This window comes from Micromonospora sp. NPDC051300 (genome assembly GCF_044455315.1).
GTDB classification, from domain to species: Bacteria; Actinomycetota; Actinomycetes; order Mycobacteriales; family Micromonosporaceae; genus Micromonospora; species Micromonospora robiginosa.
Genome location: NZ_JBITEP010000020.1, coordinates 90,390 through 114,359, shown reverse-complemented (window position 1 = coordinate 114,359; position 23,970 = coordinate 90,390). Strand labels below are relative to the sequence as shown.

General features: G+C 74.7%; 25 protein-coding genes. 18 read left to right on the top strand and 7 right to left on the bottom strand.

Going from position 1 to position 23,970, the window contains the following annotated elements:
- Positions 1-40: 40 nt before the first annotated feature.
- A complete protein-coding gene (locus tag ACIA5A_RS21750) occupies positions 41-673 on the bottom strand; it encodes a class I SAM-dependent methyltransferase (RefSeq protein ID WP_396765168.1) in 633 nt (210 codons plus the stop codon).
- Entirely contained in the window at positions 673-1,110 is a 438-nt protein-coding gene (locus tag ACIA5A_RS21745; RefSeq protein WP_396765165.1) for an RrF2 family transcriptional regulator, read from the bottom strand. The genes ACIA5A_RS21750 and ACIA5A_RS21745 overlap by 1 nt, the downstream gene beginning before the upstream one ends.
- A gap of 172 nt (positions 1,111-1,282) precedes the next feature.
- Here ACIA5A_RS21745 and ACIA5A_RS21740 point away from each other — a divergent pair, with 172 nt between their 5' ends.
- Positions 1,283-2,152 (top strand): alpha/beta fold hydrolase, encoded by an 870-nt coding sequence (locus tag ACIA5A_RS21740; protein WP_396765162.1) that lies wholly within the window; start codon positions 1,283-1,285, stop codon positions 2,150-2,152.
- A 53-nt stretch (positions 2,153-2,205) separates the two neighbouring features.
- On the top strand, positions 2,206-2,835 hold the full coding sequence (locus ACIA5A_RS21735; RefSeq protein WP_396765159.1) for a hypothetical protein: 630 nt from the start codon (positions 2,206-2,208) through the stop codon (positions 2,833-2,835).
- Between the two features lie 74 nt (positions 2,836-2,909).
- On the opposite strand, the gene ACIA5A_RS21730 is transcribed toward ACIA5A_RS21735, so the two are convergent.
- On the bottom strand, positions 2,910-3,104 hold the full coding sequence (locus ACIA5A_RS21730) for a GTPase activator (protein ID WP_396765156.1): 195 nt from the start codon (positions 3,102-3,104) through the stop codon (positions 2,910-2,912).
- A gap of 56 nt (positions 3,105-3,160) precedes the next feature.
- Positions 3,161-4,051, bottom strand: a complete 891-nt coding sequence (locus tag ACIA5A_RS21725) for a DUF72 domain-containing protein (protein ID WP_396765153.1) — start codon at positions 4,049-4,051, stop codon at positions 3,161-3,163.
- Positions 4,052-4,172: 121 nt separating this feature from the next.
- Between ACIA5A_RS21725 and ACIA5A_RS21720 the strand changes: the two genes are divergently transcribed.
- The 3 genes from ACIA5A_RS21720 to ACIA5A_RS21710 all read left to right on the top strand — a co-directional run bounded on the left by ACIA5A_RS21720 (position 4,173) and on the right by ACIA5A_RS21710 (position 6,404).
- Positions 4,173-4,679: a DinB family protein gene (locus ACIA5A_RS21720; RefSeq protein WP_396765150.1), complete on the top strand. Its 507-nt coding sequence runs from the start codon at positions 4,173-4,175 to the stop codon at positions 4,677-4,679.
- A gap of 91 nt (positions 4,680-4,770) precedes the next feature.
- Positions 4,771-5,697 (top strand): hypothetical protein, encoded by a 927-nt coding sequence (locus tag ACIA5A_RS21715; RefSeq protein WP_396765147.1) that lies wholly within the window; start codon positions 4,771-4,773, stop codon positions 5,695-5,697.
- 23 nt (positions 5,698-5,720) lie between these two features.
- Positions 5,721-6,404 (top strand): Pr6Pr family membrane protein, encoded by a 684-nt coding sequence (locus ACIA5A_RS21710; RefSeq protein ID WP_396765144.1) that lies wholly within the window; start codon positions 5,721-5,723, stop codon positions 6,402-6,404.
- A gap of 18 nt (positions 6,405-6,422) precedes the next feature.
- Here the strand turns inward: ACIA5A_RS21710 and ACIA5A_RS21705 are convergent, their stop codons facing one another.
- Together ACIA5A_RS21705 and ACIA5A_RS21700 are read right to left on the bottom strand one after the other, a co-directional pair.
- The gene (locus ACIA5A_RS21705; protein ID WP_396765142.1) at positions 6,423-8,480 is read right to left on the bottom strand and encodes a glycogen debranching N-terminal domain-containing protein; all 2,058 of its coding nucleotides are present in this window, start codon (positions 8,478-8,480) and stop codon (positions 6,423-6,425) included.
- Positions 8,477-8,860, bottom strand: a complete 384-nt coding sequence (locus ACIA5A_RS21700) for an SCP2 sterol-binding domain-containing protein (protein WP_396765139.1) — start codon at positions 8,858-8,860, stop codon at positions 8,477-8,479. The genes ACIA5A_RS21705 and ACIA5A_RS21700 overlap by 4 nt, the downstream gene beginning before the upstream one ends.
- A gap of 136 nt (positions 8,861-8,996) precedes the next feature.
- Between ACIA5A_RS21700 and ACIA5A_RS21695 the strand changes: the two genes are divergently transcribed.
- Both ACIA5A_RS21695 and ACIA5A_RS21690 read left to right on the top strand, forming a co-directional pair.
- Entirely contained in the window at positions 8,997-9,791 is a 795-nt protein-coding gene (locus ACIA5A_RS21695; protein WP_396765136.1) for a glycoside hydrolase family 88 protein, read from the top strand.
- A gap of 42 nt (positions 9,792-9,833) precedes the next feature.
- Positions 9,834-9,977, top strand: a complete 144-nt coding sequence (locus ACIA5A_RS21690) for a hypothetical protein (protein ID WP_396765134.1) — start codon at positions 9,834-9,836, stop codon at positions 9,975-9,977.
- Here the strand turns inward: ACIA5A_RS21690 and ACIA5A_RS21685 are convergent.
- The gene (locus ACIA5A_RS21685; protein WP_396765131.1) at positions 9,961-10,470 is read right to left on the bottom strand and encodes a DinB family protein; all 510 of its coding nucleotides are present in this window, start codon (positions 10,468-10,470) and stop codon (positions 9,961-9,963) included. The two genes, ACIA5A_RS21690 and ACIA5A_RS21685, sit on opposite strands and share 17 nt — an antisense overlap.
- A 214-nt stretch (positions 10,471-10,684) precedes the next feature.
- Here ACIA5A_RS21685 and ACIA5A_RS21680 point away from each other — a divergent pair, with 214 nt between their 5' ends.
- The 11 genes from ACIA5A_RS21680 (at position 10,685) to ACIA5A_RS21630 (ending at position 23,943) form a co-directional block, all read left to right on the top strand.
- The gene (locus tag ACIA5A_RS21680; RefSeq protein ID WP_396765128.1) at positions 10,685-11,794 is read left to right on the top strand and encodes a hypothetical protein; all 1,110 of its coding nucleotides are present in this window, start codon (positions 10,685-10,687) and stop codon (positions 11,792-11,794) included.
- 23 nt (positions 11,795-11,817) lie between these two features.
- Positions 11,818-12,645 carry an MEDS domain-containing protein gene (locus ACIA5A_RS21675; protein WP_396765125.1) on the top strand — a complete coding sequence of 276 codons (828 nt, stop codon included), beginning with the start codon at positions 11,818-11,820 and terminating at the stop codon, positions 12,643-12,645.
- On the top strand, positions 12,642-13,604 hold the full coding sequence (locus tag ACIA5A_RS21670; protein ID WP_396765123.1) for an anti-sigma factor RsbA family regulatory protein: 963 nt from the start codon (positions 12,642-12,644) through the stop codon (positions 13,602-13,604). The genes ACIA5A_RS21675 and ACIA5A_RS21670 overlap by 4 nt, the downstream gene beginning before the upstream one ends.
- A gap of 119 nt (positions 13,605-13,723) precedes the next feature.
- Positions 13,724-15,292 carry a hypothetical protein gene (locus ACIA5A_RS21665; RefSeq protein WP_396765120.1) on the top strand — a complete coding sequence of 523 codons (1,569 nt, stop codon included), beginning with the start codon at positions 13,724-13,726 and terminating at the stop codon, positions 15,290-15,292.
- 107 nt (positions 15,293-15,399) lie between these two features.
- A complete protein-coding gene (locus tag ACIA5A_RS21660; protein WP_396765117.1) occupies positions 15,400-15,774 on the top strand; it encodes a hypothetical protein in 375 nt (124 codons plus the stop codon).
- 42 nt (positions 15,775-15,816) lie between these two features.
- Entirely contained in the window at positions 15,817-16,773 is a 957-nt protein-coding gene (gene pip, locus ACIA5A_RS21655) for a prolyl aminopeptidase (protein WP_396765114.1), read from the top strand.
- Between the two features lie 50 nt (positions 16,774-16,823).
- Positions 16,824-17,657 carry a metallophosphoesterase family protein gene (locus ACIA5A_RS21650; RefSeq protein WP_396765111.1) on the top strand — a complete coding sequence of 278 codons (834 nt, stop codon included), beginning with the start codon at positions 16,824-16,826 and terminating at the stop codon, positions 17,655-17,657.
- On the top strand, positions 17,654-18,343 hold the full coding sequence (locus ACIA5A_RS21645) for a 4'-phosphopantetheinyl transferase (protein WP_396765108.1): 690 nt from the start codon (positions 17,654-17,656) through the stop codon (positions 18,341-18,343). Before ACIA5A_RS21650 ends, ACIA5A_RS21645 begins: the two co-directional genes overlap by 4 nt.
- Positions 18,344-18,389: 46 nt before the next feature.
- Entirely contained in the window at positions 18,390-20,651 is a 2,262-nt protein-coding gene (locus ACIA5A_RS21640) for a catalase (RefSeq protein WP_396765105.1), read from the top strand.
- A gap of 139 nt (positions 20,652-20,790) precedes the next feature.
- On the top strand, positions 20,791-22,467 hold the full coding sequence (locus ACIA5A_RS21635; protein ID WP_396765103.1) for a discoidin domain-containing protein: 1,677 nt from the start codon (positions 20,791-20,793) through the stop codon (positions 22,465-22,467).
- 102 nt (positions 22,468-22,569) lie between these two features.
- The gene (locus tag ACIA5A_RS21630) at positions 22,570-23,943 is read left to right on the top strand and encodes a glycosyl hydrolase family 18 protein (RefSeq protein ID WP_396765101.1); all 1,374 of its coding nucleotides are present in this window, start codon (positions 22,570-22,572) and stop codon (positions 23,941-23,943) included.
- Positions 23,944-23,970: the final 27 nt, after the last annotated feature.

The window sequence follows — 23,970 nt, the reverse complement described above, 5'->3', positions numbered from 1 at the left end:
GCGTCCCCGCACCGGGGGCGCCGGCCCGTGCCGGGACCGGTCAGGGTCGGGTCGCGGCGCCGAGCACGTGCGGCGAGGCGGGGGCCGGGACGCCGGACGGGGGGAAGTGGAACCGGTCGACGTCGGTCACCGTGAAGCCGGCCGCCCGGATCGCGGCCACGGTGTCGCGGGCGGTGTGGCAGCCGGCGCAGAACAGCGGCCAGAGCGTCGCGTCGGCGATCCGTTGGGCCCGGCGCAGGCCCGGTGTCTCCGCCACCACGTGCTCGTAGAAGCGCAGCTCGCCGCCGGGTCGCAGGACGCGGCGCGCCTCGCCCAGCGCGACCGCCTGGTCCGGCACCGAACAGAGCACCAGCGAGAGGACCACCGCGTCGGCGACGCCGTCGGCGACCGGCAGCGCCTCGGCCAGGCCGGCCGCCACGGTCACCGGCACCCGGGCGGCGAGGGCGGCGGCGCCGGCGAGGGCCCGCAGCCGGGGCTCGGGCTCCACGGCGAGCACGTGGTCGACGGCCGGCGGGTAGTGCGCCAGGTTGCGCCCGTTGCCGGCGCCGACCTCGACCACCCGGCCGCGCAGCCCGGCCACCAGCCGGCGGCGGTGCGCGGCGGCGCCGGCGTCGTCCATGGCGACGCTGGCGCGGGCGAAGACCCGGGCGAAGATCGGGTGGGAGACGCCCATCAGCGGGCCGCGGGGAGCGCGCCGAGGCTGAGCAGGAGCGGGCCGGCCGGCCCGTCGACCAGGTCGCCGAGGGGCACCCCGTCGAGCACGGCGAGGAACGCGGCCTGGGCGCGTCGCAGCTCACCGCGCAGCCGGCAGCCGCCGACCAGCGGGCAGGCCGGCTCGAAGCAGTTGACCACCTCGTCGTCGCCCTCGAACGCGCGGACCACCTGCCCGACGGTCAGCTCACCGGCGTGCTCGGCGAAGGCCACCCCGCCGGAGCGGCCCCGGATGGTCACCAGGACACCGAGCCGTTGCAGCCGCTGGACCACCTTGGCGACGTGGCTGCGGGGCAGCGCGAGCCGGGTGGCCAGCTCGTCCACCGTGGCACGGACCGGGGACGCGGCGGTCAGCATGGCGATGCGCAGCGCCATGTCGGTCGACCGGTTGAGCCTCACGCTTAGAACCCTAGCCAGTCGACGCCGATCGCGACACGGGTCGATTCGCCGCCGCGTCCGACGGCGGCACAGGAGTCCGCCGGCGACCGGCGCGCCGTACTGGTCGGGCGCGTCGGTGGCGTGGACGCGGGTCCGCTCCCCTTTGCTACTCACCGGTAGCTACGCTGGGCCGGTGAGTGGCGAGTACATCCAGGAGTACGTGGACGTCGAGGGCGCGCGGATCGGCGTGCAGATCCACCCGGAACCGGACGGACCGCCCGGCGCCCCGGTGGTGCTGATCTGGCCCGCCATGGGCGTGCGGGCCCGCTACTACCGGCCGTTCGCCGCCGCGCTGCGCGACGCCGGGCTCGCGGTGATCGTGGCGGACCTGCGCGGCACCGGGGAGAGCACCCCCGCCCCGTCCCGTGCCTGCCGGTACGGCTACGCCGAGCTGGCCACCGACGTCGGCGCGGTGCTGGACGCGCTCAAGCCCCGGCTGGACGGGCGTGTCCGGGTGCTGCTCGGGCACTCACTCGGCGGGCAGGTCGCGGTGCTGCACCAGGCGCTGCACGACGCCGGCCGGGTGGACGGGCTGGCCCTGGTGGCGGTGGGCCTGCCCTGGTGGCGGCGGTATCCGGGGCGGCGCGGCTGGGGCGTGCTGCCGTACACCCAGGGCATCGCGGCGGCGGCCCGGCTGCTCGGCATCTGGCCGGGCTGGGGGTTCGGCGGCCGGCAGGCGCGCGGGGTGATCCGGGACTGGGCGCACACCGCCCGCACCGGGCGGTTCCCGGCGCTCGACGGGGTGGACACCGAGGCCGCGGTGCGGCACGTCCGGACGCCGGTGCTCGCGGTCAGCGTCGACGACGACCAGTACACGCCGCACGAGACGCTGGACCACCTGTGCGACAAGCTGGCCGCCGCGCCGGTGACCCGGCACCGCTACACGGTCGCCGAGGCGGGCGCCGCGCTTGACCACTTCACCTGGGTACGCGCCGCCGCGCCGCTGGCCGCCCGGGTGGCCGCGTTCGCCCGCTCGCTGCCCGCCCGCGACTCGGGGGCGTGACCGCGCCGAGGACGGGTATGCCGCACCGCCCGAACACGGCGGAGGGGGATCAGATGTCCGAACGGCATACCGCGTTGCGCTCGATGCACGACCTGGGCCTGGCGGCCTGGTTCGGCGGCTCACTGATGGGGGCGCTCGGCGTCAACGGCGCGGCGGCACGAATCGACGACACGACTCAACGGCTGCCGGTGGCCTCGGCCGGCTGGGCGCGGTGGACCCCGGTGAACGCGGCGGCGATCGGCGCCCACCTGGCCGGGGCGGTCGGCGAGCTGGTCACCGAGAGCCCGCGGATGGCCCGGCAGTCCGGCGTGGGCAAGGCGAGCGCGGTGAAGACCGCACTGACCGTCGGCGCGCTTGCGGTGACCGGCTACAGCCGGCTGGTCGGCATGCGGCTGGAGAAGGCGGGCGGCCCTCCGGTCGAGGGCACCACCGAACCGAACCACCACACCCCGGCGAACGTCGCCGCCAGCCAACGGCAGATGAAGCTGCTGCAGTGGGCGGTGCCGGCGATGACCGGGGCGCTGGTCGTGATGACCGCGTACATGAGCGAGCAGCAGAAGCCGACCCAGGTGTTGCGCGGGATGCTGGACCGGGCCGGCGGGCTGATGTCCGCGCCGAAGAACCTCGGCAAGATGGCCGCCATGGGCGCGGCCGGCCGGCACCTGGTCGCCTCCGGCCGCTGAGACCACCGCGCGGCCGGCGACCCACATCGGGGTGGGCCACCGGCCGCGCGGTGCTCGTGCTCTCCGGGCCCGCCTCAGGAGCCGGTGCCGTCCTCGCCCGGGCGGCCCGGCGCGGCCTGCTCGTTCGCCGGCACCGGCGAACCGGCCACCGGGTGCCCGGTGTCGTCCACCACGCCCGGGGCCATGCTGCCGCCGTGCGCCTCCTCGGCGTCCCGGGTCGCCCGGGGATCCCGGTCGTCCGGGGTCGTCTCGTCCCGCCGCTCCTCCACGTGTCCCCCCTCGCTGTCGTTCCCGGCCGGTACCCGCGAGGTCGGCGGGAAAACCTTCAGGCCCGTGCGGGGGCGGGCACCACGCCGAGCAGGTCGGCCAGGCGCAGGGCGTCCCGCTGCGCCTGGTCCCCGCAGCAGTTGTTCATCAGCACGTGCAGCTCGGCGCACCCGTCCGCCAGCTCGCGCAGCAGCACCGACCAGTGCCGCAGCTCCCGGTCGCCGTAGGCGTAGCGGAACCGCTCCTTCTTGTCGCCGCTCTCCCACGCCTCGCTGTGGCCGTGGAACCGGACCACGGCCAGGTCGGTGGTGGCGACCAGGATCGGCGGCACCGAGGAGACGTGCCCCTGCGGCATGTCCACGCAGCCGTAGCCGAGCCCGTTCTCGCGCAGGAACGTCACCGTGTCGACCACGGCGTCGTCGGCGAACCAGGAGGAGTGCCGCAGCTCGACGGTGACCGGGTGGGGCCGGCACCGCTGCGCGGCGGCCAGGATCCGCCGCCGGGCCGCGTCGCCGCGGGCCAGCCAGGGCGGGAACTGCAACAGCACGGCGCCGAGCCGGTCGGCCGCCGCGAGCGGGGCCAGCGCCGCGTGGAACCGGGCCCACAACTCGTCGTACGCCCCGGCGGGCAGGTCGCGCCAGCGGATCCGGCTCGGCCCGCCGGCCGGGCGCAGGTCCTTGGGCAGCGCGTCGACAGGCGTGTGGTGGCCGGTGAACAGCCGGAACGCCTTGACGTCGAAGGTGAAGCCGGGCGGGGTGGCGTCCGCCCACGTCGTCGTGGTCTCCACCGCCGGCACGGCGTAGTACGAGGTGTCCACCTCGACCAGTCCGAAGTGCTCGGCGTACCAGCCCAGCCGGCCGGCCGGGGTGTTCGCCGCGCGCGGGTACCAGCCGGAGCGGACCAGCATCGCGTCGGCCCACGAGGACGTGCCCACCTTGATGACACCCATGTCATTCAGTTCACCGCGAACCCGTGCGACAGGCAACCGGAGGCTCCGGTGTGGAACGCCGGAAGTGTCGGTACGACGTCGTACGGTGACCCCGGATCTCCGATCGGAAGGAACGGGCGACATGGACGTCACCGACCAGGCTCCCACCGGCGAGCGGGCCGACCTGCTCGACTCGCTGCGCCGGCACCGCGGCTTCCTGCGCCAGACCGTGACCGGGCTCGACGACGAGCAGGCGGCGCGCCGCAGCACGGCCAGCGAGCTGTGCCTCGGCGGGATCGTCAAACACGTGGCGATCACCGAGCGGAGCTGGGCGCGCTTCGCGGCGGGCGGCGCCGAGGCGATGCGCAGCGAGCCGGTCGACTGGGCCGGCCAGTTCCGGATGGTCGAGGGCGACACGCTTGCCGGGTTGCTCGCCGAGTTCGACCGGGTGGCCGCCGAGACGGACGCGCTGGTCGCCACGCTCGACCTGGACACCGCGCACCCGCTGCCGGACGAGCCGTGGTTCGCCCCGGGCGCCTCCTGGACGGTGCGTCGGGTGCTGCTGCACCTGATCGCCGAGATCTCCCAGCACGCCGGTCACGCCGACGTCATCCGCGAGTCGATCGACGGCGCGAAGACAATGGGCTGACCGGCCCGGCGGCGCCGGGTGACCGGCCTCACCCGCCGCGAGGCGCGCGACGTGTGACGCTCGGGCAGGTCGTGGCGCTGAGGGTCACGAGATGGATGCATCCGGCCTGGACCAGGAAACCGTCGAGCGGCTGCTCGACGGTTCGCACCCGGGCGTGCCCGCCGCTCCCCTGGCGCTCGTCCAGTGCCTCGACGCCGTCCGGGCCGGGCCCCGCTCGGGTGAACTCGACGGCGAGGCGGCCGCCGTCACACACTTCCGCGCCGCCCGGGCGGCGCACGTCGGCGTCGGGCGGGTGGCGGGCGGCTCCGCCCGCCGGCGGCCCGGCGAGGTCGGCGCGGACGGCCGCCCCACTCGACGTCTCGCCACCCTGCTCAGCGTCAAGCTCGCCGGCGCCGCCCTGATCGCGACGCTCACCGGCGGCGTCGCGCTGGCCGCCGCGACCGGGTCCCTGCCCGGCACCCCCCGGGACGAGACGCCGCCACCCGACCGCACCACCGGCACCACCAGCACCACCGCCGCCCCGCCCACGGGCGGCCCGGTCCGCTCGGCCCGCCCCACCCGCCCGGGCACCGGTCCGACCGCCGGGGCGCCCGACCTGTCGACGCCGGCCGGGCTCTGCGTCGCCTACCGGGCCGTCACCGAGGCGGAACGGGGGCGCGCCCTCGACGCGCCGGCCTTCGCCGACCTGGTGGCGGCCGCCGGCGGTCCGGCCCGGGTGCCCGGCTACTGCGCCGCGCTGCTCGACGCCTCCGGCTCGCCGGTGACCCCGTCGCCGACGGGTCCCACCGTCCTCCCGAACGGCCCGCCCACCGCGCCACCGACCCGGGGCGGACCCGACCCGGGCACCGGCGGACCACCGTCCGGCACCCCCGCCCCGGAGTCCGGCGCCGCCCGCACGCCGGGCGACCCCGAGGGCGACACGGCCCGGTCGCCGGCCGGCCGGCTGTCCGGCTCCCCGAGACGGCCGGGCCACTCCGTGCCCGAGTCGGACGAGCCGACCGGCCCGCGCGCCGACTGACGACCGGCTGGTAACTTGCGCCGATGACCCCCGGGCGTCGCCGAGCGGCGATCCTCCTCCGCCTGGCCGTGGTGCTGGGCGTGGTGGCCGGCGTCGTGCTCACCGCGCTCGGCCCCGCCACGGTGACCGGCCTGCTGCCCTACTTCACCATCCAGAGCAACGTGGCGGTCGGCGTCCTCGCCGGCTACGCCGCCTGGTGCGCGGCGAGCGGCCGGCCGGAGCCGCCCAGCGTGTTGAAGGGCGCGGTGACCCTCTACATCACCATCACCGGCACGGTCTACCACCTGGTGCTGGCCAACCCCGCCAGCCCGTTCGCGATGGCCCAGCCGCACCGGGACCCGGGCGAGTGGTGGGGCAACCAGCTCCTGCACACGGTGGTGCCGCTGCTGGCGATCGCCGACTGGGCGCTGTTCGACGGGCGCGGCCGGCTGCGCCTCCGGTACGCGGCCTGGTGGTTGGTCTTCCCGCTGGGCTACCTCGGGTTCGCGCTCGTGCGCGGGCTCGTGGTGCACCGCTACCCGTACCCGTTCCTCGACGCCGGGCAGCTCGGCTACGACGGGGTCGGGGTCAGCGCGCTCGGGTTCGCCGCCGTGTTCTGGCTGCTCGGCCTGCTCTTCGTCGGCGTCGACCGGCTGCTCGCCCGCCGCCCCGCCCGTCCGGAGGCACCCCCGGTCGACGCCCCCGACCGGGCCGGCGCCCCCTCCTGACGGGCGGCGCGGTCGGGCTCAGGCCGCGCGCAGGCGCCGGCCACCGGCACGTTCCCGGCCGTACGCGTCGGTGCGGCCCCAGCGGCCGGGCACGTCGAGCAGCTCGATCCGGCCGTACCCGGCGGGGATCGCGGGGTCCACCAGCAGGTTGTCCGCGCACGGCCGCAGCCCCAGCATGGTCGCGAGCAGCATCAGCAGGCCGCCGGAGGCCCACGACTGCGGCCGTCCCGCCGCCGGTAGCTGCACCGGATACTTGGTGAGCCGGCGCGGATAGCCGGCGATCACCTCCGGGACCGACCCGCCGAGCGTCTCCGCGGCGGCGAGCACCCCGGCGGCGACCTGCGCGGCCTCGGCGTCGAAGCCGTAACGGCGCAGGCCGGCGGCGACGAGCGCGTTGTCCGACGGCCAGACCGCGCCGAGGTGCGCGCCGACCGGGTTGTACGGCCGCTGCCCGTCCGCGTACGTGCGCACGCCCCAGCCGGAGAAGAGGTCCGGCCCGCACAGGTGGGCGGCCAGCGAGTCGGCCCGTTCGGGTGCCACGATCCCGCTCCACAGCAGGTGCCCGAGGCCGGAGGTGAGCGCGTCGACGGGCTGCCCGTCCGGGGTGATCGCCAGCGCGTAGTAGCCCCGCTGCGGCAGCCAGAAGTCCCGGTTGAACCGTTCCCGCAGGCGGGCCGCGTCGGCCTCCAGCCGCTCGGCGTACTCCTCGTCGTCCCAGAACTCGCGGGCCAGCCGGGCGCCCCGGATGCGCGCGTCGTACGCGTACCCCTGCAACTCGGCGGTGGCCCGCGGGTAGGGCGGCTCGACGCCGTGCCTGTCGACGATCGCCTCCGGCGAGTTGCGCCAGGTCTGGTTGGCCACCCCGTTCGTGGTGTTGCGCGGCTGGTAGCGCAGGTAGCCGTCGCCGTACGGGTCGCCGTACTCGGTCAGCCAGTCCAGCGCCATCCGCGCCGGGTGGCGCAACTGCCGCACCAGGTCGGCGTCGCCGGTCCAGCGCTCGTACTCGTCGAGCAGGACGACGAAGAGCGGGGTGGTGTCGGCCGCGCCGTAGTAGAGCGCGGTGGGCTCGTCGCCGAACGCCGCCGCCTCGCCGTACCGCAGCTCGCCGAGGATCTTGCCGGGCTCCTCGTCGTGGTAGTCGTCGAGCTGGCCGCCCTGCGACAGCGCCAGCATCCGCAGCGTCGCCGGGGTCAGCTCCGGCGTGAACGGCAGCGTCGCCAGGCAGGTCACCAGCGCGTCGCGGCCGTACAGCGTCATCGCCCAGGGCAGGCCGCCGACCGGCACCCGCTCGGCGTACGCCAGCGGGGTGTAGCGCAACGCGGCCAGGTCGGTCAGGGCCTGCCGGTACGCGGCCGCCAGCGGTTTGCGGTCGGCGACCAGCTCCGGCGCCTGCTCGAACCAACGGGCCAGGTCGTCGCGCATGGACCGCCGGACCTGTTCCCGGTGGGAGTCGATGTCGGACCGCAGGTCCCGTTCCCCGGCGCCCTGGATGACCATGCTGACGTGCAGGTCGGTGCGCCAGGCGCCGTTCGGCTCGACCCGGATCCGGAAGGTCATCCCCCGCTGGTCGACGTCGGCCGGGGCGGTGCTGGCGACGCACGTCTCCCGGGTGAACCGCCCGCGCCGGTGGCGGATCCGCAGCTCGCGACGCTGCGGATCGGTGGTGGCGGTCGGCCGGCGCGGGCCGGGGTGGCGGATCTCGGCGGTGTCGGCGAAGTCGCTGCCGATCTCCATCCGGACGGTGAACTCGGCGGGTTCGGCGGCGTGGTTCAGCACCGTGAGCTGCTCGTGGAATCCCTCGTCGAGGCAGCGGTGCCGGATCACCGAGACGTCGGCGTCGACGTAGTGGCTGGCCGCGCCGGGCACCAGCACGAAACGGGTCTCGAAGTAGGTCAGGTCGTCGCGGGAGAGCGCCTGCAACCGCTCGCCGTCGACGGTGAGCACCCACCGGGACAGGAACCGGGTGTCGAAGGAGAACAGGCCGATCGGCGCGCACGGGTGGGCTTCCATGTCGCCCTGCGCGTCGCCCATGGCGAAGGCGTTGCCGGCCAGGACCGACACCAGTTCCTGCTTCATCGGGGCACCGGCCGGTAGGGGACGCCCGCCACGTCGCGGGGGTGCCGCGCGCCCGGCGGGCCCGGGAAGAGCCGGCGCAGCGTCATCAGCAGCCGCAGGTTGCCCTGCCCGGCCAGGTCGTTGCGCAGCAGCGCGGCGGCCAGGTGCAACCGCCCGGCCGCGATCTGGTCGAACACCTCGCGGTCGGCACGCACCACCAGTTCCGCCTCCTCGGCCGAGCGCTCGACCCGGACGTCCTGACGGTCGATGGTCAGATACCAGTGCTCGGTCCGGCCGCCCTCCCGCATGTCCAGCCGGACCGTGCCGGACGTCGTCTCGGGCAGTTCCGGGTGCCGGCCGGCCGCCGCCCGGGCCAGGTGCTCCGCCGCCGACGTGCTCATCGGTGCCTCCCTCGTCCTCTGGTGGCGGCGGACCGTGTACGCGGCATCGCCCGTGCCGCAGCGTTCCCGCCGGCCGGGTGAGTCCAACTCACCCGGTCCGGGTGAGACGGGCCGGCGAAACGGGTACTCGACGGTCATGTCGACCACCGGGGACGCCAGCACCGAGCGGGTGCTGACGGCGCTGCTGGCGATGCAACGGGAGTCCTGGGAGCAGGGCCTCACCGGGCAGGCGCTGCTCGACCTCGGCCGGCCGGAGGCGGCGTTGCTTGTCGCGGACGCCGCGGTGACCCGGCAGCGCCCCGACGGCCGGCTCGGCGAGTTCGCCGGCTCGGTCGGCGCGGTGAACGGCGCCGCCTGCGGGGAGGTGGTCCGGCACGCGGCGACCGCGACCGGGGAGCGGAGGTACGCCGACGCGCTGGCCGCGCAGCTCGACTGGCTGACCCGCCGGGCGCCCCGGGACGCCGACGGCACCCTGTTCCACCTGCTCGACAGCCGCCAGGTGTGGGCCGACACGGTCTACATGGTGGTGCCGCTGCTCGCGCTCACCGGTCGGACCGAGCTGGCCGCCGCCCAGGTCGCCGGGCACCGGCGCCGGCTGCACGACCCGGCGTCCGGCCTCTACGCGGCCCGCTGGGACAGCGACCGGGGCGAGCTGGACCGGCCGCAGCCGTGGGGCACCGGCAACGGCTGGGTGGTGGCCGGGATCGCCCGGGCGCTGCGCCTGGCGCCGGGCTGGCCGGCGGGGGTACGCGCCGAGCTGGCCGGGCACGCCGAGGAGGTGCTGACCGCCTGCCTGCGCCACCGCACCGAGGACGGGCTCTTCCCCGACGTGCTCGACGACCCGGGCACGTTCACCGAGGCCAACACCGCCCAACTGCTCGGGTACGCGGCGCTGACCGGGGTGGCCGACGGCTGGCTGCCGCCGGCGTGACTCGACACCGGGGCGGAGCTGCTGGCGGCCGCCGGCCGGCGGGTGGACCGGCTCGGGCGGGTCACCGGCGTCAGCGGGGCGCCGGACTTCGCCGGCCCGGGCACCTCCCCCGAGGCGCAGGCCTGCCACCTGCTCGGGCAGGCCGCGCTGCGGCGGGCCCGGGCGGCGGTCAGTCCCGCCGGATGAGCCCGCGCACGTACGCGGCCTGCCCGGCGTGCTGCAGGTCGTCGTCGAGCACGCTGACCAGCCGCACGCCGAGGGTGACAGGTGGGTCCCACCTGTCGTCGACGACCCGGTCCAGGTCGTCCGGCCCGAGACCGCGCAGGTAGGCGAGGCTCCGCTCGACCACCGCCCGGTGGTAGTCGAGCAGCACGCCGCCGTCGGACGGCCGCACGGCGGCGATCTGCTCGGGGCCGTGGCCGTATCCGGTGTCGTCGGGATCGGGGCGCAGGCCGCACCGCCGCGTCCAGTCGCCGGTGACCCAGATCTGCTCCTCGCCGAGCAGGTCGGCGACGTGGTGGTCCTGGATCCGGGTCAGGTGCCAGACCAGCCAGCCCACCGGGTTCGCCCCGTCGGCCGGCGCCTGGCGCAACTGCTCCGGGTCGAGCCCGTCGAGCGCCCCGGCGACGAGGTCCGGCAACCGCCCGTACGCCTCGGTCAGCAGATCGTTCACGTCCACGTGCGCCTCACTCCCCCACCGTCTCGTGTCGTCCCCCGGGCAGTACCGCCCAGCGTGCCCGGCAAACCCACCCGCCGGGTTTCGCACCATCTGCGGCGGCCCGTGGCGATCCGCTCCGAAGCGAGGCAAGCTGGTGAAAGCGCAGGTCAGAGCCATTCTGGCCACCCGAGGACGTGCGGCCGGAGCGCCAGGAACACGTCCGAAGGAGCACGCCATGGCCGCACCCGTCGTCCGTTCCGTCACCGCCGACGACCCCGTCCTGTTCCCCGGGCAGTCGACCACCGTGCGGGTCGATGCCTACCATCCCGACTCGCGGCTGCTGACCTTCTCCGGCCGGGTCAGCGACCCCACCGGGGCGGCCTGGGACGGCCCGGTCCGGGTGGACCTCAGCGTCCCGTTGACGATCCAGCTCACCAGCGCCTCGCCCGGCGTCACCGTCACGGCCGGCGGGTCCGACCCGACCCGCTTCACCGTCACCGTGCTGGCCGGCCGGGGCACGGTGACGCTTACCGCGACCGCGCGCGACGGCGCCGGGCGCACCGGCACGGGCAGCACCACGCTGACGGTGCCGCTGCTGGTGGGTATGAGCGCCGAGAAGGGCGCGCGGACCCAACGGATCGTCGCCGACTATCCGGGCATCCGCTACATGCGCGACTTCGGCACCGACGGCCCGGACGCCGACGCGCTGCCGGAGCTGCCCGCGCTGAACGCCGGCAAGTTCGTCGACGCGCCGGCGGCCGTCATGCACGTCTCCTGGAAGGACGACGTCGAGCAGTTGACCGGCTGGCTCGACGGCGTGAGCCGGCCCGTATACCTGACCTGGTACCACGAGCCGATGGGTGACGTAGCCCCGGCGACGTACCGGGCGACCGCCGGCCGGGTGACCCAGATCGTGGCCGGGCACCGCAACCGGCGGTGGGTGCTCGGGCACGGCCCGATCGTCACCCGCTACTGGTTGGACGAGGGCGGCGGCAATCCGACCGACTGGGGCTATCCGGGCATGACGCACTACGGGGTGGACTGCTACTCGCGGGACACCGCGACGTACTGGCCAGCCTCCCGGATGTTCGGGGTGGCCCTCGGCAAGGTCCGCGCCGCCTATCCGGGGATCAGGCTGCTGGTGCCGGAGTACGGGCTGAGCCGGACCACGACCGATCCCACCGGCGCGGGCCGGGCCCAGGCGGTCCGGGACCACGTGACGTGGCTGCGTCAGCAGAGCGACGTGGACGCGATCGCGTACTGGAACAACTGGGCGGAGTTCGAGCTGGGCGATCCGCCGCTCGAGGCGACGGCCTGGCGGGGTCTCCAGCTTCCCGCAGCCTAGAATGGCCCGATGAGGCGGAGCCGGTGACCGGCGGGAACACGACGGAACGGGGCCACGGCCACGTCTGTCTGGTCTACGACGACCCGGCCACGCTGCACGCCCGGGCGGTCGAGCAGCTCGGCATCGGCCTGGCGGCGGGCGAGCAGGTCTGGCTGGTCGGCCCGGAGGAGCCGGCCGCGGTGGCCCGCCGGTTGGCGTCGGTGCCGGGGTTCACCGCCGCGCACCGGTCCGGCGCGGTGCGGCTCCACCGGGTCGACGAGACCTACCGGCGGGACGAGGTCGTCGACCCGGAGGCGCAGGTCCGGGCGTACGTGCGGGCCACCGAGGAGGCGCTGGGCGCCGGGCACACCGGCCTGCGGGTGCTGGCCGAGGCGACCGACCTGGTCCGCACCCCGGCGCAGCGGGACGCGTTCGCCCGCTACGAGCACCGCGTCGACCACTGGATCCGGCACCGGCCGATGGCGGCGGTCTGCGCCTACGACCGGCGGGTGCTCGGCGACGCGGCGATCGCCGAACTGGCCTGCCTGCACCCGGTGACCAACGCCGACGTGCCGTTCCGGCTGCACGCCGCCGACGGCGACGCGGTGGCCGCGCTCACCGGCGAGCTGGACCCGACCGACGAGCACCTCTTCGCCACCGCGCTGGAGCGGGCCGACCCGCGGCCGGTGGCCGGACGGCTCGTCCTCGACGCGACCGACCTGCGCTTCGTCGACCACCGCGCCCTGTTGCGTCTCGGCGAGCACGCCCGCCGCCACGACGCGGTCGCGGTGCTGCGCACCCGCCGCCGGGCCACGGCCCGACTGGTCGCGCTGCTGGACCTGGCCGAGGTACGGGTGGAGGTGGTCCGATGAGGACCGGGGCGGCGGCCGGGCACGAGGGCTACTTCCACGAGGCGCTCCTCTACGACTCCGACGACGAACTGCTGGCCGTGGTGGTGCCGTTCCTGCTCGGCGGGATCGAGGCCGGTGAGCGTACGGCGGTGAGTTTCGGTGAGCGCAACGCCGCGCTCCTCCGCCGGGCGTTGCCCGCCGGCGCGGACGTCACCTTCCTGCCCGGCGGGGACGTCTACGCCCGGCCCGCTGCCGCGATCCGCGCCTACCGGGAGTGCCTCGGGTCGTTCATGGCGGGCGGCACGACGCAGATCCGGATGGCCGGCGAGCTGCCCCCGCTGCTGCTCGGCGCGACGTGGGACGCCTGGGCCCGCTACGAGTCGGCGATCAACCAGGTCTACGACGACTTCCCGCTCTGGGGCATCTGCGCCTACGACCGGCGGGTCACGCCGCCGCACGTGCTGACCGACGTGACCCGGACCCACCCCCGGCTCACCGGGCCGGGCGACGTCCACGAGCCGACCGGGGTCTACACCGAGCCGGCCAGCTATCTGGCCGAGTGCCGCCCGGCCCCACCGGACCCGTTGCAGCACACCACTCCGGTGGTCGAGCTGGCGGACCCGACGCCGGCCGGGGCCCGGGAGGCGGTCCGCGCCGCCGACGCCGGCCTGCTCCCGCCGGACGACGTCGACGACCTGGTGATGGCTGTCAGCGAGGTGGTGTGCAACGCGCTGCGCCACGGGACGGCGCCGGTGCGCCTGCAACTGTGGCGCGGGCCGGACCGGATGGTGGTGGCCGTGCACGACCGGGGTCCCGGCCCCAAGGACCCGTACGCCGGGCTGCTGCCGGCGGGCGACGGGACCGAGGGTGGCCTGGGGCTGTGGATCAGCCACCAGAGTTGCGACCACGTGACCCACCACCGGGACGCCGACGGTTTCACCATCCGACTGACGGCGGGGAATGCGCACTTCCCGGTCTGACCGTCCGCCCGACCGGCGGGCCGGGGGCGGGGCGGGCTCGACGGCGCGCGCGGACACGGTACCGTTGCGCCTCATCGTGCCCCGCGGCCTGGCGCTGGCGAACCGACGGAGGATGGCGCATGTCCAACGGTGAGGAACCGTTCGCACCCCACGACGACGTGTCCGCGCGCCCGCGGTTCGACCCGGCGCTGCGCGGCTACGACAAACGTCAGGTGGACCGCTACGTCGAGCAGATGGACGGCGAGGTCGGCTCGCTGACCGTCGCGCGCGACCGGGCGTACGCCCAGGTCCGCGAGCTGACCGCGCAGATGCAGCGGGTGCAGGCCGAGGCGGTCGAGCTGCGTGACCGTCCGACGGCGGTGGACCGGGCGTCCTTCCGCGACCTCGGTCCGATGGTCGACCAGATCCTCGACCTGGCCGAGAAGCAGGCCGGCCAGATCACCGAGATGGCCACCAAGCGCGCCGACGACTTCCAGGCCCAGGCGGAGAAGGTGCTGGTCGCGGCGCAGGAGCAGGCCGCCCGGGACCGGCGCGAGCTGGAGGAGGAGCTGTCCTCCCGCCGGGCCGAGCAGGAGCGGGTGGACGAGGAGCGGCGGGTCACCGCGCAGGCGGAGCTGACCGCCGTGCGGGAGCTGGCGGAGCGGCTGCGCGCCGAGGGGCAGGCCGTGCACGACCGGGCCCAGCAGGAGGCGAAGCGGATCACCGAGCAGACCACGCAGCAGGTCGAGCAGGCCCGGTCCGCGTCCGAGGCGCTGGTGAAGGCCGCGCGCACCCAGATCCAGCAGGAGGTGCAGGCCAACCGCAGCAAGGCCCAGCAGGAGCTGGCCCAGTGGCAGGCCACCATGGCCCGGGAGCTGGACGAGCGGCGGGCCGCGGCCGAGCAGGAGTTGGCCGACCGGGCGGTGGCGGCCGAGCGGGACATCGCCGCGCTGGTCGCCGAGGCCCAGCAGTACGCCACCGAGGTGCGCGAGCGGGCCGACCAGGAGAACGCGGCGCACCAGGAGCAGCTCGCCACCGTGCAGCGCGACATCCAGCAGCGGCAGGAGGCGCTGACCCAGCTCAAGGCCGAGCTGGAGACCGTCGGTCAGGAGCTGGAGCAGACCCGCGGGGAGATCGCCACGATCGAACGCGACGGCGCCGAGCTGGAGGAGCGGCTGGTCGGCGTACGCCGGGACCTGGCCGCGGAGACCAAGCGGCTGGACGAGGCCCGGCGCGCGGCGGAGCTGGCCGAGCAGCACGCCAAGGAGACCCGGGCCCGGGTGCAGCGGGAGGCGAAGCGGGTGGCCGACCTGGCCGCGGCGGCGGTGATGGCGGCCGCCGCGGGTGGCGGCGAGACGGCCGAGTATCCGCAGGTGGCGGCGCGCCTGCTCGGGTCGGCGGCAGCCGAGCCGCTGGTCGGCGGGCGGTCCGAGAACGGCCGGCCCGAGGACGGGTGGTCCGAGCACGGCCGGTCCCCGAATGAGCCGTCCAGGACCGAACGGTCCGACGCGGAGCAGGCCAGGGCCGAACGGTCCGACACGGAGTCGGGGACCGAACGGTCCGAGGCGGAGCGGCCCAGCGCCGAGCCGTTCATCGAGCGGCTGGACGGGCCGAGCTTCGACGCGTTCGCGGTACGCACGCCGGCGCCTCGCCCGGTGCCCGAGGCGGAGAACACCGACCCGGAGACCCCCGTCCGCACCCCGGCCTGAACGGCCTCGCGGCCGCCAGACGGGGTGGCGCTCCCTTGCCACGGTCGTTTGCCATATGCAAATATGTGGATCAATTTGCAGGCACGGCTCCCCGGGGGTTGATGGGCATGCGCAGAGCTTCCTCGATCGGTGCGGCGCTCGTGCTGGCCGTCGCCGCGGCGGGTGTCGCGGTGGTGGGCGGGGCCGCACCGGCCAGCGCGAGCTGCTCCCACCCCCACTCCAACATCGACAACAAGTTCGGCCAGCTCTTCAACGCCACGAACGTGAACATCCGCAGCGGCCCGCACACCACCTGCGGCTCGCTGGGCTACGGCCAGCTCTCCCACAACGTCGACTTCCACTGCTTCGCCAGCGGCGACCGGGTCAGCGCGAACGGGCACACCACCTACACCTGGACCTACCTGCGGGACACCACGACCGGTGTCTCCGGCTGGGTCGCCGACGCCCTGCTCGACAACCTCGGCGGCAACGTCGCCTGCTGACCGGGCCGCGCGACGCCCGTCCGGCGGGCACAATCGGCGGGCATGACCGACGTCCCCCTCCACCCGCCCGTCGAGCCGTACGCCACCCACCGGATCCCGGTCGGTGACGGCCACGTCCTGCACGTGGAGGAGGTGGGGCGGCCGGACGGCGTACCCGTGGTCTTCCTGCACGGCGGGCCGGGCGGCGGCCTGGTGCCGGCGGCGCGGCGGTTCTTCGACCCCGGCCGCTACCGCGCGGTCCTGTTCGACCAGCGCGGCGCCGGCCGCAGCACCCCGTTCGGCGAGGTCCGCGCCAACACCACCGGGCACCTGGTCGCCGACCTGGAGACGATCCGGCGGCGGCTGGGCGTCGAGTCGTGGCTGGTGTTCGGCGGGTCGTGGGGCGTCACGCTCGGCCTGGCCTACGCGCAGGCCCACCCGGACCGGGTCACCGGGCTGGTGCTGCGCGGCGTGCTGCTGCTGCGCCGCGCCGAGCGGGACTGGTTCTACCAGGGCGGCCTGCGCCACCTCCAACCCGAGGAGTGGGACCGGTTCGTCGCCCCCGTCCCGCCGGCCGAGCGTGACGACGTGCTGGCCGCGTACCACCGCCGCCTGCACGGCCCGGACGCCGACGTGGCCCGGGCCTGCGCGCGGGCCTGGGGCCGGTGGGAGGCGGTGAACTCGTCGCTGCGCCCCGACCCGGAGACACTCGACCACTTCACCGACGACGCGCGGGCGCTGCCGATCGCCCGGATCCTGTCGCACTACGCGGTGCACGGCGGCTTCCTCGCCGAGGGGCAGTTGCTCGACGGGGTGGACCGGATCCGCCACCTGCCCGCCGTGATCGTCAACGGCCGATACGACCTGTGCTGTCCACCGGCGTCCGCGTACGACCTGGCCCGCCGGTGGCCGGAGGCGGAGCTGCGGATCGTGCCGGACGCCGGCCACTCGGCGGCCGAGCCGGCCATCGCCCGGGAGTTGCTGCGCGCCGTCGACCGGGTCGCCGACCGGATCGGCTGAGGCCACCCGCGCCCTGGCCTTCCGGGAGCGCCACTGGCAAGATCGGCCGGGTGACGGGTGCGTTGTACGCGGTCAGTGACCTCCACGTGTCGTACGCGCAGAACCGCGCGGTGGTGGACGGCCTGCGGCCGGAGAGCGCGGACGACTGGCTGATCGTGGCCGGTGACGTCGGCGAGGTGTTCGCCGACGTCGAACGTACGCTGCGGCTGCTGCGCGACCGCTTCGCCCGGGTGGTCTGGGTGCCGGGCAACCACGAGCTGTGGACGCACCCCACCGACCCGGTGACGCTGCGCGGGGTGGCGCGCTACGAGGCGCTCGTCGCGATGTGCCGCGAGCTGGGCGTGGACACCCCGGAGGACGACTACCCGGTGTGGCACGGCGCGGGCGGGCCGGTCACCGTGGCGCCGCTGTTCCTGCTCTACGACTACTCGTTCCGCGCCCCCGGCACCACCACGAAGGAGGAGTCGCTGCGCGCGGCGTACGCGTCCGGGGTGGTGTGCACCGACGAGATGCTGCTGCACCCCGACCCGTACCCGGATCGGGAGTCGTGGTGCCGGGCGCGGCTGGCCGCGACCGCGCGGCGGTTGGACGCCACCGACCCGGCGCTGCCGACCGTGCTGGTCAACCACTGGCCGCTGGTCCGCCAGCCCACCGAGGTGCTCTGGTATCCGGAGTTCGCGCAGTGGTGCGGGACCGACCGCACCGCCGACTGGCACGTGCGGCACCGGGCCGCCGTCGCGGTCTACGGGCACCTGCACATCCCGCGCACCACCCACTACGACGGGGTGCGGTTCGAGGAGGTGTCGCTGGGCTACCCGCGCGAGTGGGGCCGCCGGGGCGGCGACCCCCGGCCGATGCGTCGGATCCTCGGCGACGCCGGGTGATCGAGGCGCTGTTGCCGGCGGCGGCGGTGGTCGTCGAGGCGTTCGCCGACCGGCCCGACGAGCCGCCGTACCCCGGGGAGGAGGATCTGGTCGCGCGCGCGGCGCCGGGCCGCCGCCGCGAGTTCGTCACCGCGCGCCGCTGCGCCCGCGAGGCGCTGGCCCGGCTCGGGTACCCGCCGGCGCCGATCCGCCCCGGCCCCCGGCGGGAGCCGCGCTGGCCGGCCGGCGTGGTCGGCAGCATCACCCACTGCGACGGCTACCGGGCGGCGGCGGTGGCCCCGGCCGCCGCGCTGGCGTCGCTGGGCGTCGACGCCGAGCCGCACGAGGCGCTGCCCGCGGAGGTGCTCGGCGTCGTCACCACGGCCGGCGAGCCGGAGCGGCTGGCCGGGCTGCGCGCGGGCGACGCGGGCGTGCACTGGGACCGGCTGCTGTTCAGCGCCAAGGAGTCCGTCTACAAGGCGTGGTATCCGTTGACCGGCCGGTGGCTCGGTTTCGAGGAGGCGGAGGTGACGCTCGACCCGGCCGGCCGGTTCACCGCCCGGCTGCTTGTCGACGGCGCCCGGACCGACGGCGGGCCGCCGTTGCGCGCGTTCCACGGCCGCTGGCTGGTGGCCGACGGTCTGGTGGTGACCGCCGTCGCGGTGCCCAGCGATTCGTCCTTGTTTGCCCGGCCCGACCCGGGGTAGGGGCTGAAGGGCCTGGTCATTTCACCGCAACGGAGGACAGGTCCTGATGGAATCCAGCAAGCCCGCGCAGGTCGTCAAGGACGCCGTCGAGGCCGCCGTGGAGAAGGTCGGCGAGGCACTGACCCCCGACGTGCCGGGCGCGCCGGGTAGCGCGCCGCCGTCGCTCGACGAGCCCACCGCACCGCACGCTCCGCTGCCGCCCAAGGACGAGCAGGGCGCGCCGGACACGCGTACCCCCACCGGGGCGGAGACCGGCGTCCCGAAGATCGCCAAGGGGCAGCAGGGGGCGTACCTCACCACCGCCAACGGCGCCCGGCTGCGCGACACCGCCCACTCGCTCAAGGCCGGCCCGCGCGGCCCGGTGCTGCTGCAGGACCACCACCTCCGCGAGAAGATCACGCACTTCGACCACGAGCGCATCCCGGAGCGGGTGGTGCACGCCCGGGGCGCCGGCGCGCACGGCGTCTTCGTCGCCAACGGCGCGGCGGAGCAGGTCACCCGGGCCGGTTTCCTCAAGAAGGGCCGCGAGACGCCGGTCTTCGTCCGCTTCTCCACCGTGCTGGGTTCGCGCGGGTCGGCGGACACGGTCCGCGACACCCGGGGCTTCGCCACCAAGTTCTACACCGACGAGGGCACGTTCGACCTGGTCGGCAACAACATCCCGGTCTTCTTCATCCAGGACGCGATCAAGTTCCCGGACGTGATCCACGCCGGCAAGCCGCACCCGGACCGGGAGATCCCGCAGGCGCAGAGCGCGCACGACACGTTCTGGGACTTCGTCTCCCTGCACACCGAGGCGCAACACCACACCATCTGGAACATGTCCGACCGGGGCATCCCGCGGTCCTACCGGACCATGGAGGGCTTCGGCGTACACACCTTCCGGATGGTCGACGAGGCCGGGGCGACGGTGCTGGTGAAGTTCCACTGGAAGCCGAAGCTCGGGGTGCACTCGCTGGACTGGGAGGAGGCCCAGCTACTCAGCGGCATGGACCCGGACTTCCACCGCCGCGACCTCTACGACGCCATCGAGGCCGGCGCGTTCCCGCAGTGGGAGTTGGGCATCCAGGTCTTCCCGGACACCCCGGAGGAGACGTTCGCCGGGGTCGACCTGCTCGACCCGACGAAGATCGTGCCGGAGGAGCTGGCGCCGGTGCAGCCGATCGGCACGCTCACCCTCAACCGGACGCCCACCAACTACTTCGCCGAGGTCGAGCAGGTGGCGTTCCACGTCGGGCACCTGCCGCCGGGCATCGACGTCACCAACGACCCGCTGATGCAGGGCCGGCTGTTCTCGTACGTGGACACGCAGCTCACCCGGCTGGGCGGGCCGAACTTCACCCAGATCCCGATCAACCGGCCGCACGCCGACGTCAACGACATGCTGCGCGACGGCTTCCACCAGCACGCGGTGCACGCCGGGGTGGCGCCGTACCGGCCGAACTCGCTCGACGGCGGCAACCCGTTCCCGGCCGGTGACCGGGAGCACGCGTTCGTCGACGTGCCGGTGACGGTGGCCGAGGCGCCGAAGGTGCGGGCGTCGCCGGCCAGCTTCGACGACCACTACAGCCAGGTGCGGCTGTTCTGGGCGAGCATGTCGCCGGTGGAGAAGGAGCACATCGTCCGGGCGTACACGTTCGAGCTGGGCAAGTGCTACCACCAGGCGATCAAGGAGCGACAGCTCCAGTGTCTGGCAAACGTCGACCCGGTGCTCTGCGAGCAGGTCGCCACCGGTCTCGGCCTGCCCGTGCCGCAGCCCACCGTGCCACCGACCGAGGTGCAGCCGAGCCCCGCGTTGTCCCAGGTCGGCGGGGAGTGGCCGACGGACGGGCGGGCGGTCGGCATCGTGGTCGACGCGGACGGCGACCTGGACGACGTGGCGTCGGTCCAGCGGGCGGTGTTCGCCGCCGGCATGGTGCCGCTGCTGATCGCCGCGCACGGCGGCACGGTGGGCGGCCTGCCGGTGCAGCGGACGTTCGCCACCGCCCGATCGGTCGAGTTCGACGCGGTCCTGCTGGCCGGCGCGCCGGCGCCGGCGCCGGACGCCCTGCCGGCGCGGGACGCCAAGGCCGGCGCGCCCGGGTCCCGTGCCGGCGACCCGCGGGTGACGCTGCTGGTCGAGGAGGCGTGGCGGCACGCCAAGGCGATCGGCGCGTGGGGCGCCGGGGCCGAGGTGCTGCGGGAGGCCGGGGTGGCCGGTTCGCCGGGCGTGCTCGCCGGTGACTCCGGCGCGCAGGTGCTCGAGGAGCTGCAGCGGCTGATGGCGGCGCACCGGGTCTGGGAGCGTTTCCCCGCCTCGGTCGCCTGAGTCCGCGGCAGCGGGGCGGTCCCGATCGGGACCGCCCCGCTGCTTTTTGCATCGACCTGTCTAACTATTGCAATTCCACGTCGCATACTGCCATGATGACCGTCAATTTCTTACTCCTCCCCCGAAGGAGCGGTCCCCCATGGCGCCCACCCGCCGTACCCTGATCCGGTCCCTGGTGGCCGGGTCCGCGCTCACCGCGCTCGGTGACCTCGCGATCTCCCCCACCCCAGCGTCCGCCGCCAGTCCTCCCGGCGACGTGGTCGGCAAGGTCACCGTCGGCTACCAGGGCTGGTTCAGCTGCCCGGGTGACGGCGCCCCGATCGGCGGCTGGTGGCACTGGAGCCGGGACCGGTTCCAGTCCCCCTCACCGGCCAACACCACGATCGTGTCCTGGCCGGACATGCGGGAGTACACCCGCGGCTACCCCACCGCCTACCCGAACCTCGGCGACGGCCGGCCGGCGACGCTCTTCTCCTCCTACGACCAGCAGACCGTGGACACCCACTTCCGCTGGATGCGCGAGTACGGCTGCGACACCGCGGCACTGCAACGGTTCAACCCGTTCGGCGACGAGGGACCGACCCGCGACGCCATGGCGGCGAAGGTCCGCTCGGCGGCCGAGCGCTTCGACCGCAAGTTCTACGTCATGTACGACGTGACCGGCTGGACGTCGATGCGGACGCAGCTCAAGGAGGACTGGACGACGAGGATGTCGGCGCACACCGCCTCACCGGCGTACGCCCGGCAGAACGGGCGGCCGGTGGTCTGCGTCTGGGGCTTCGGCTTCGCCGACGACGGCCGCCCGTTCGCTCCCGACGCCTGCCTGGACGTGGTGCGCTGGCTCAAGGCCCAGGGCTGCTACGTGATCGGCGGGGTGCCGACCTACTGGCGGCAGGGGATCAACGACTCCCGCCCCGGCTTCGGCGAGGTCTACCGGGCGTTCGACATGCTCTCGCCGTGGATGGTGGGGCGCACCGGGACGCTCGACGGGCTGGACTGGTTCCACGCCAACGTCAACGTCCCCGACCTGGCCGACTGCGCGGCCCACGGCATCGACTACCAGCCCTGCGTGATGCCCGGCGACCTCTCCGCCGGCCACCGCCGGCACGGCGACTTCTACTGGCGGCACCTCTACAACATGGTCCGGCTCGGCTCGCAGGGGCTCTACGTGTCGATGTTCGACGAGTTCAACGAGGGCAACCAGATCGCGAAGACCAGCGAGACCGGGGCGTCCACCCCGGCCGGGACCGGGATCCGGGCGCTCGACGAGGACGGCACGGCCTGCTCGTCGGACTACTACCTGCGGCTCACCGCCGACGGTGGCCGGATGCTCAAGGGGCAGTTGGCGCTGACATCGGTGCGGCCCACCCCGCCGGTGGTCGGGGGCGGCCAGCCGCCGACCGGCGACCTCGCGGCCGGGCGGCCGACGTCGGCGAGCAGCCAGCAGGGCGGACCGTACGGTCCCGGCAACGCGGTCGACGGCGACCGGGGCAGCTACTGGGAGTCGGCCAACAGCGCGTTCCCGCAGTGGTGGCAGGTCGACCTGGGGGCCACCTGGCCGGTGGCGCGCCTGGTGCTCGCGCTGCCGGCCGGTTGGGAGGCCCGCACGCAGACGCTCTCGGCGCAGGGCAGCACCGACGGGGCGACGTTCGGCACGCTCACCGGCCCGGCCGACGTCCGGTTCGACCCGGCCACCGGCAACCAGGCCACGCTCACGTTCGCGGCCACCGGAGTCCGGTACCTGCGCGTGCGGTTCACCGCCAACACCGGCTGGCCCGCCGGACAGCTCGCGACGCTGTCCGCGTACGCCTCGTGACTCATCGAAGTCCATCGTTGACGACTTAGTTAATACTCTTTAATATTTGGTCCACCTCGAGGAAGACCCCCTGTCCGCCCCCGTCCCCCGGGAAGGCCCTCGATGCACAGACCCCACCTCCGGCGACGCCTCGCCGCCGGTGCGCTCGCGCTGGCCACCGCCGTCACGACGCTCGCCCTCACCCCCTCCGCCGCCGAAGCGGTGGTGCTGCCCAACGGCTTCAAGAGCGTCGGCTACATGCCGTCGTGGAGCGGCAGCGTCAACAGCATCCAGTACGGCAAGCTCACCCACGTCAACTACGCCTTCGTGCTGCCCAACGGCGACGGCAGCCTGCGCGCCGTGGAGAACCCCGGCAAGCTCTCCTCGCTGGTGTCCCTCGGGCACGCCGCAAACGTCAAGGTCTCCATCGCCATCGGCGGCTGGAACGACGGCGACGACTCCGCGTTCGAGGCGCTCGCCGCCAACTCCGGCGCCCGGGGCGCGTTCGTCAACAACGTGGTCGCCTTCGTCAACCAGTACAACCTGGACGGCGTCGACATCGACTGGGAATATCCCGACCCGGGCGCGTCCGCAAGCAACTACACGCTGCTGATGCAGCAGCTCGGCAACGCCCTGCACAGCCGGGGCAAGCTGCTCACCGCCGCCGTCGTCGCCGAGGGCTACTACGTCACCGGGGTGAGCACGGCCGTCTTCGGCGCGGTCGACTGGCTGAACATCATGGCGTACGACGGCGGCAGCCCGCACGCCAACTACGACTGGTCGATCGCCGCCGTCAACGGGTGGAAGGCGCGCGGCCTGCCCGCCGCCAAGGCGGTGCTCGGCGTGCCCTTCTACAGCCGGCCCGGCTACTACACGTACGCCGCGCTGGTCGGCATGGACCCGGCCAACGCCAACCGGGACTGCACCACGGCCGGCGGCGCCCAGCAGTGCTACAACGGCATCCCGACGGTCAAGCGCAAGACTCAGTGGGCGATGGCCAACGCGGGCGGGATGATGAACTGGGAACTGTCCCAGGACACCACCGGCGCGACCTCGCTGGTCACCGCGATCTACGACACCGTGACCGGTGGCACCACCCCGCCGCCGTCCGGACGCACCGGGCCGATCACCGGCATCGCCGGGAAGTGCGTCGACGTGGCCGCGGCCGGCACCGCCAACGGCACCGCGGTGCAGCTCTACGGGTGCAACGGCACCGCCGCGCAGAGCTGGACCGTGGCCGGCGACGGCACGCTGCGGGCGCTGGGCAAGTGCCTGGACGTGACGAGCGCCGGCACCGCCAACGGCACGAAGATCCAGCTCTGGGACTGCAACGGCACCGGCGCCCAGGTCTGGCAGGCCCAGGGCAACGGGACGCTGCGCAACCCGGTGTCCAACCGGTGTCTGGACGCCACCGACAACAGCTCCGCCGACGGCACCCGGCTGCAGATCTGGGACTGTTTCGGCGGCGCCAACCAGGTCTGGCGGCTGCCCGCCTGACCGAGCCGCGACACCCCGGCGGGACGG

Excerpts from the sequence above, each read along its gene's own strand:
- ACIA5A_RS21750 (WP_396765168.1), bottom strand. The coding sequence starts at position 673 with ATGGGCGTCTCCCACCCGATCTTCGCCCGGGTCTTCGCCCGCGCCAGC.
- ACIA5A_RS21735 (WP_396765159.1), top strand. The coding sequence starts at position 2,206 with ATGTCCGAACGGCATACCGCGTTGCGCTCGATGCACGACCTGGGCCTG.
- ACIA5A_RS21725 (WP_396765153.1), bottom strand. The coding sequence starts at position 4,051 with ATGGGTGTCATCAAGGTGGGCACGTCCTCGTGGGCCGACGCGATGCTG.
- ACIA5A_RS21720 (WP_396765150.1), top strand. The coding sequence starts at position 4,173 with ATGGACGTCACCGACCAGGCTCCCACCGGCGAGCGGGCCGACCTGCTC.
- ACIA5A_RS21715 (WP_396765147.1), top strand. The coding sequence starts at position 4,771 with ATGGATGCATCCGGCCTGGACCAGGAAACCGTCGAGCGGCTGCTCGAC.
- ACIA5A_RS21710 (WP_396765144.1), top strand. The coding sequence starts at position 5,721 with ATGACCCCCGGGCGTCGCCGAGCGGCGATCCTCCTCCGCCTGGCCGTG.
- ACIA5A_RS21705 (WP_396765142.1), bottom strand. The coding sequence starts at position 8,480 with ATGAAGCAGGAACTGGTGTCGGTCCTGGCCGGCAACGCCTTCGCCATG.
- ACIA5A_RS21700 (WP_396765139.1), bottom strand. The coding sequence starts at position 8,860 with ATGAGCACGTCGGCGGCGGAGCACCTGGCCCGGGCGGCGGCCGGCCGG.
- ACIA5A_RS21695 (WP_396765136.1), top strand. The coding sequence starts at position 8,997 with ATGTCGACCACCGGGGACGCCAGCACCGAGCGGGTGCTGACGGCGCTG.
- ACIA5A_RS21680 (WP_396765128.1), top strand. The coding sequence starts at position 10,685 with ATGGCCGCACCCGTCGTCCGTTCCGTCACCGCCGACGACCCCGTCCTG.
- ACIA5A_RS21670 (WP_396765123.1), top strand. The coding sequence starts at position 12,642 with ATGAGGACCGGGGCGGCGGCCGGGCACGAGGGCTACTTCCACGAGGCG.
- ACIA5A_RS21665 (WP_396765120.1), top strand. The coding sequence starts at position 13,724 with ATGTCCAACGGTGAGGAACCGTTCGCACCCCACGACGACGTGTCCGCG.
- ACIA5A_RS21660 (WP_396765117.1), top strand. The coding sequence starts at position 15,400 with ATGCGCAGAGCTTCCTCGATCGGTGCGGCGCTCGTGCTGGCCGTCGCC.
- pip (WP_396765114.1), top strand. The coding sequence starts at position 15,817 with ATGACCGACGTCCCCCTCCACCCGCCCGTCGAGCCGTACGCCACCCAC.
- ACIA5A_RS21640 (WP_396765105.1), top strand. The coding sequence starts at position 18,390 with ATGGAATCCAGCAAGCCCGCGCAGGTCGTCAAGGACGCCGTCGAGGCC.
- ACIA5A_RS21635 (WP_396765103.1), top strand. The coding sequence starts at position 20,791 with ATGGCGCCCACCCGCCGTACCCTGATCCGGTCCCTGGTGGCCGGGTCC.
- ACIA5A_RS21630 (WP_396765101.1), top strand. The coding sequence starts at position 22,570 with ATGCACAGACCCCACCTCCGGCGACGCCTCGCCGCCGGTGCGCTCGCG.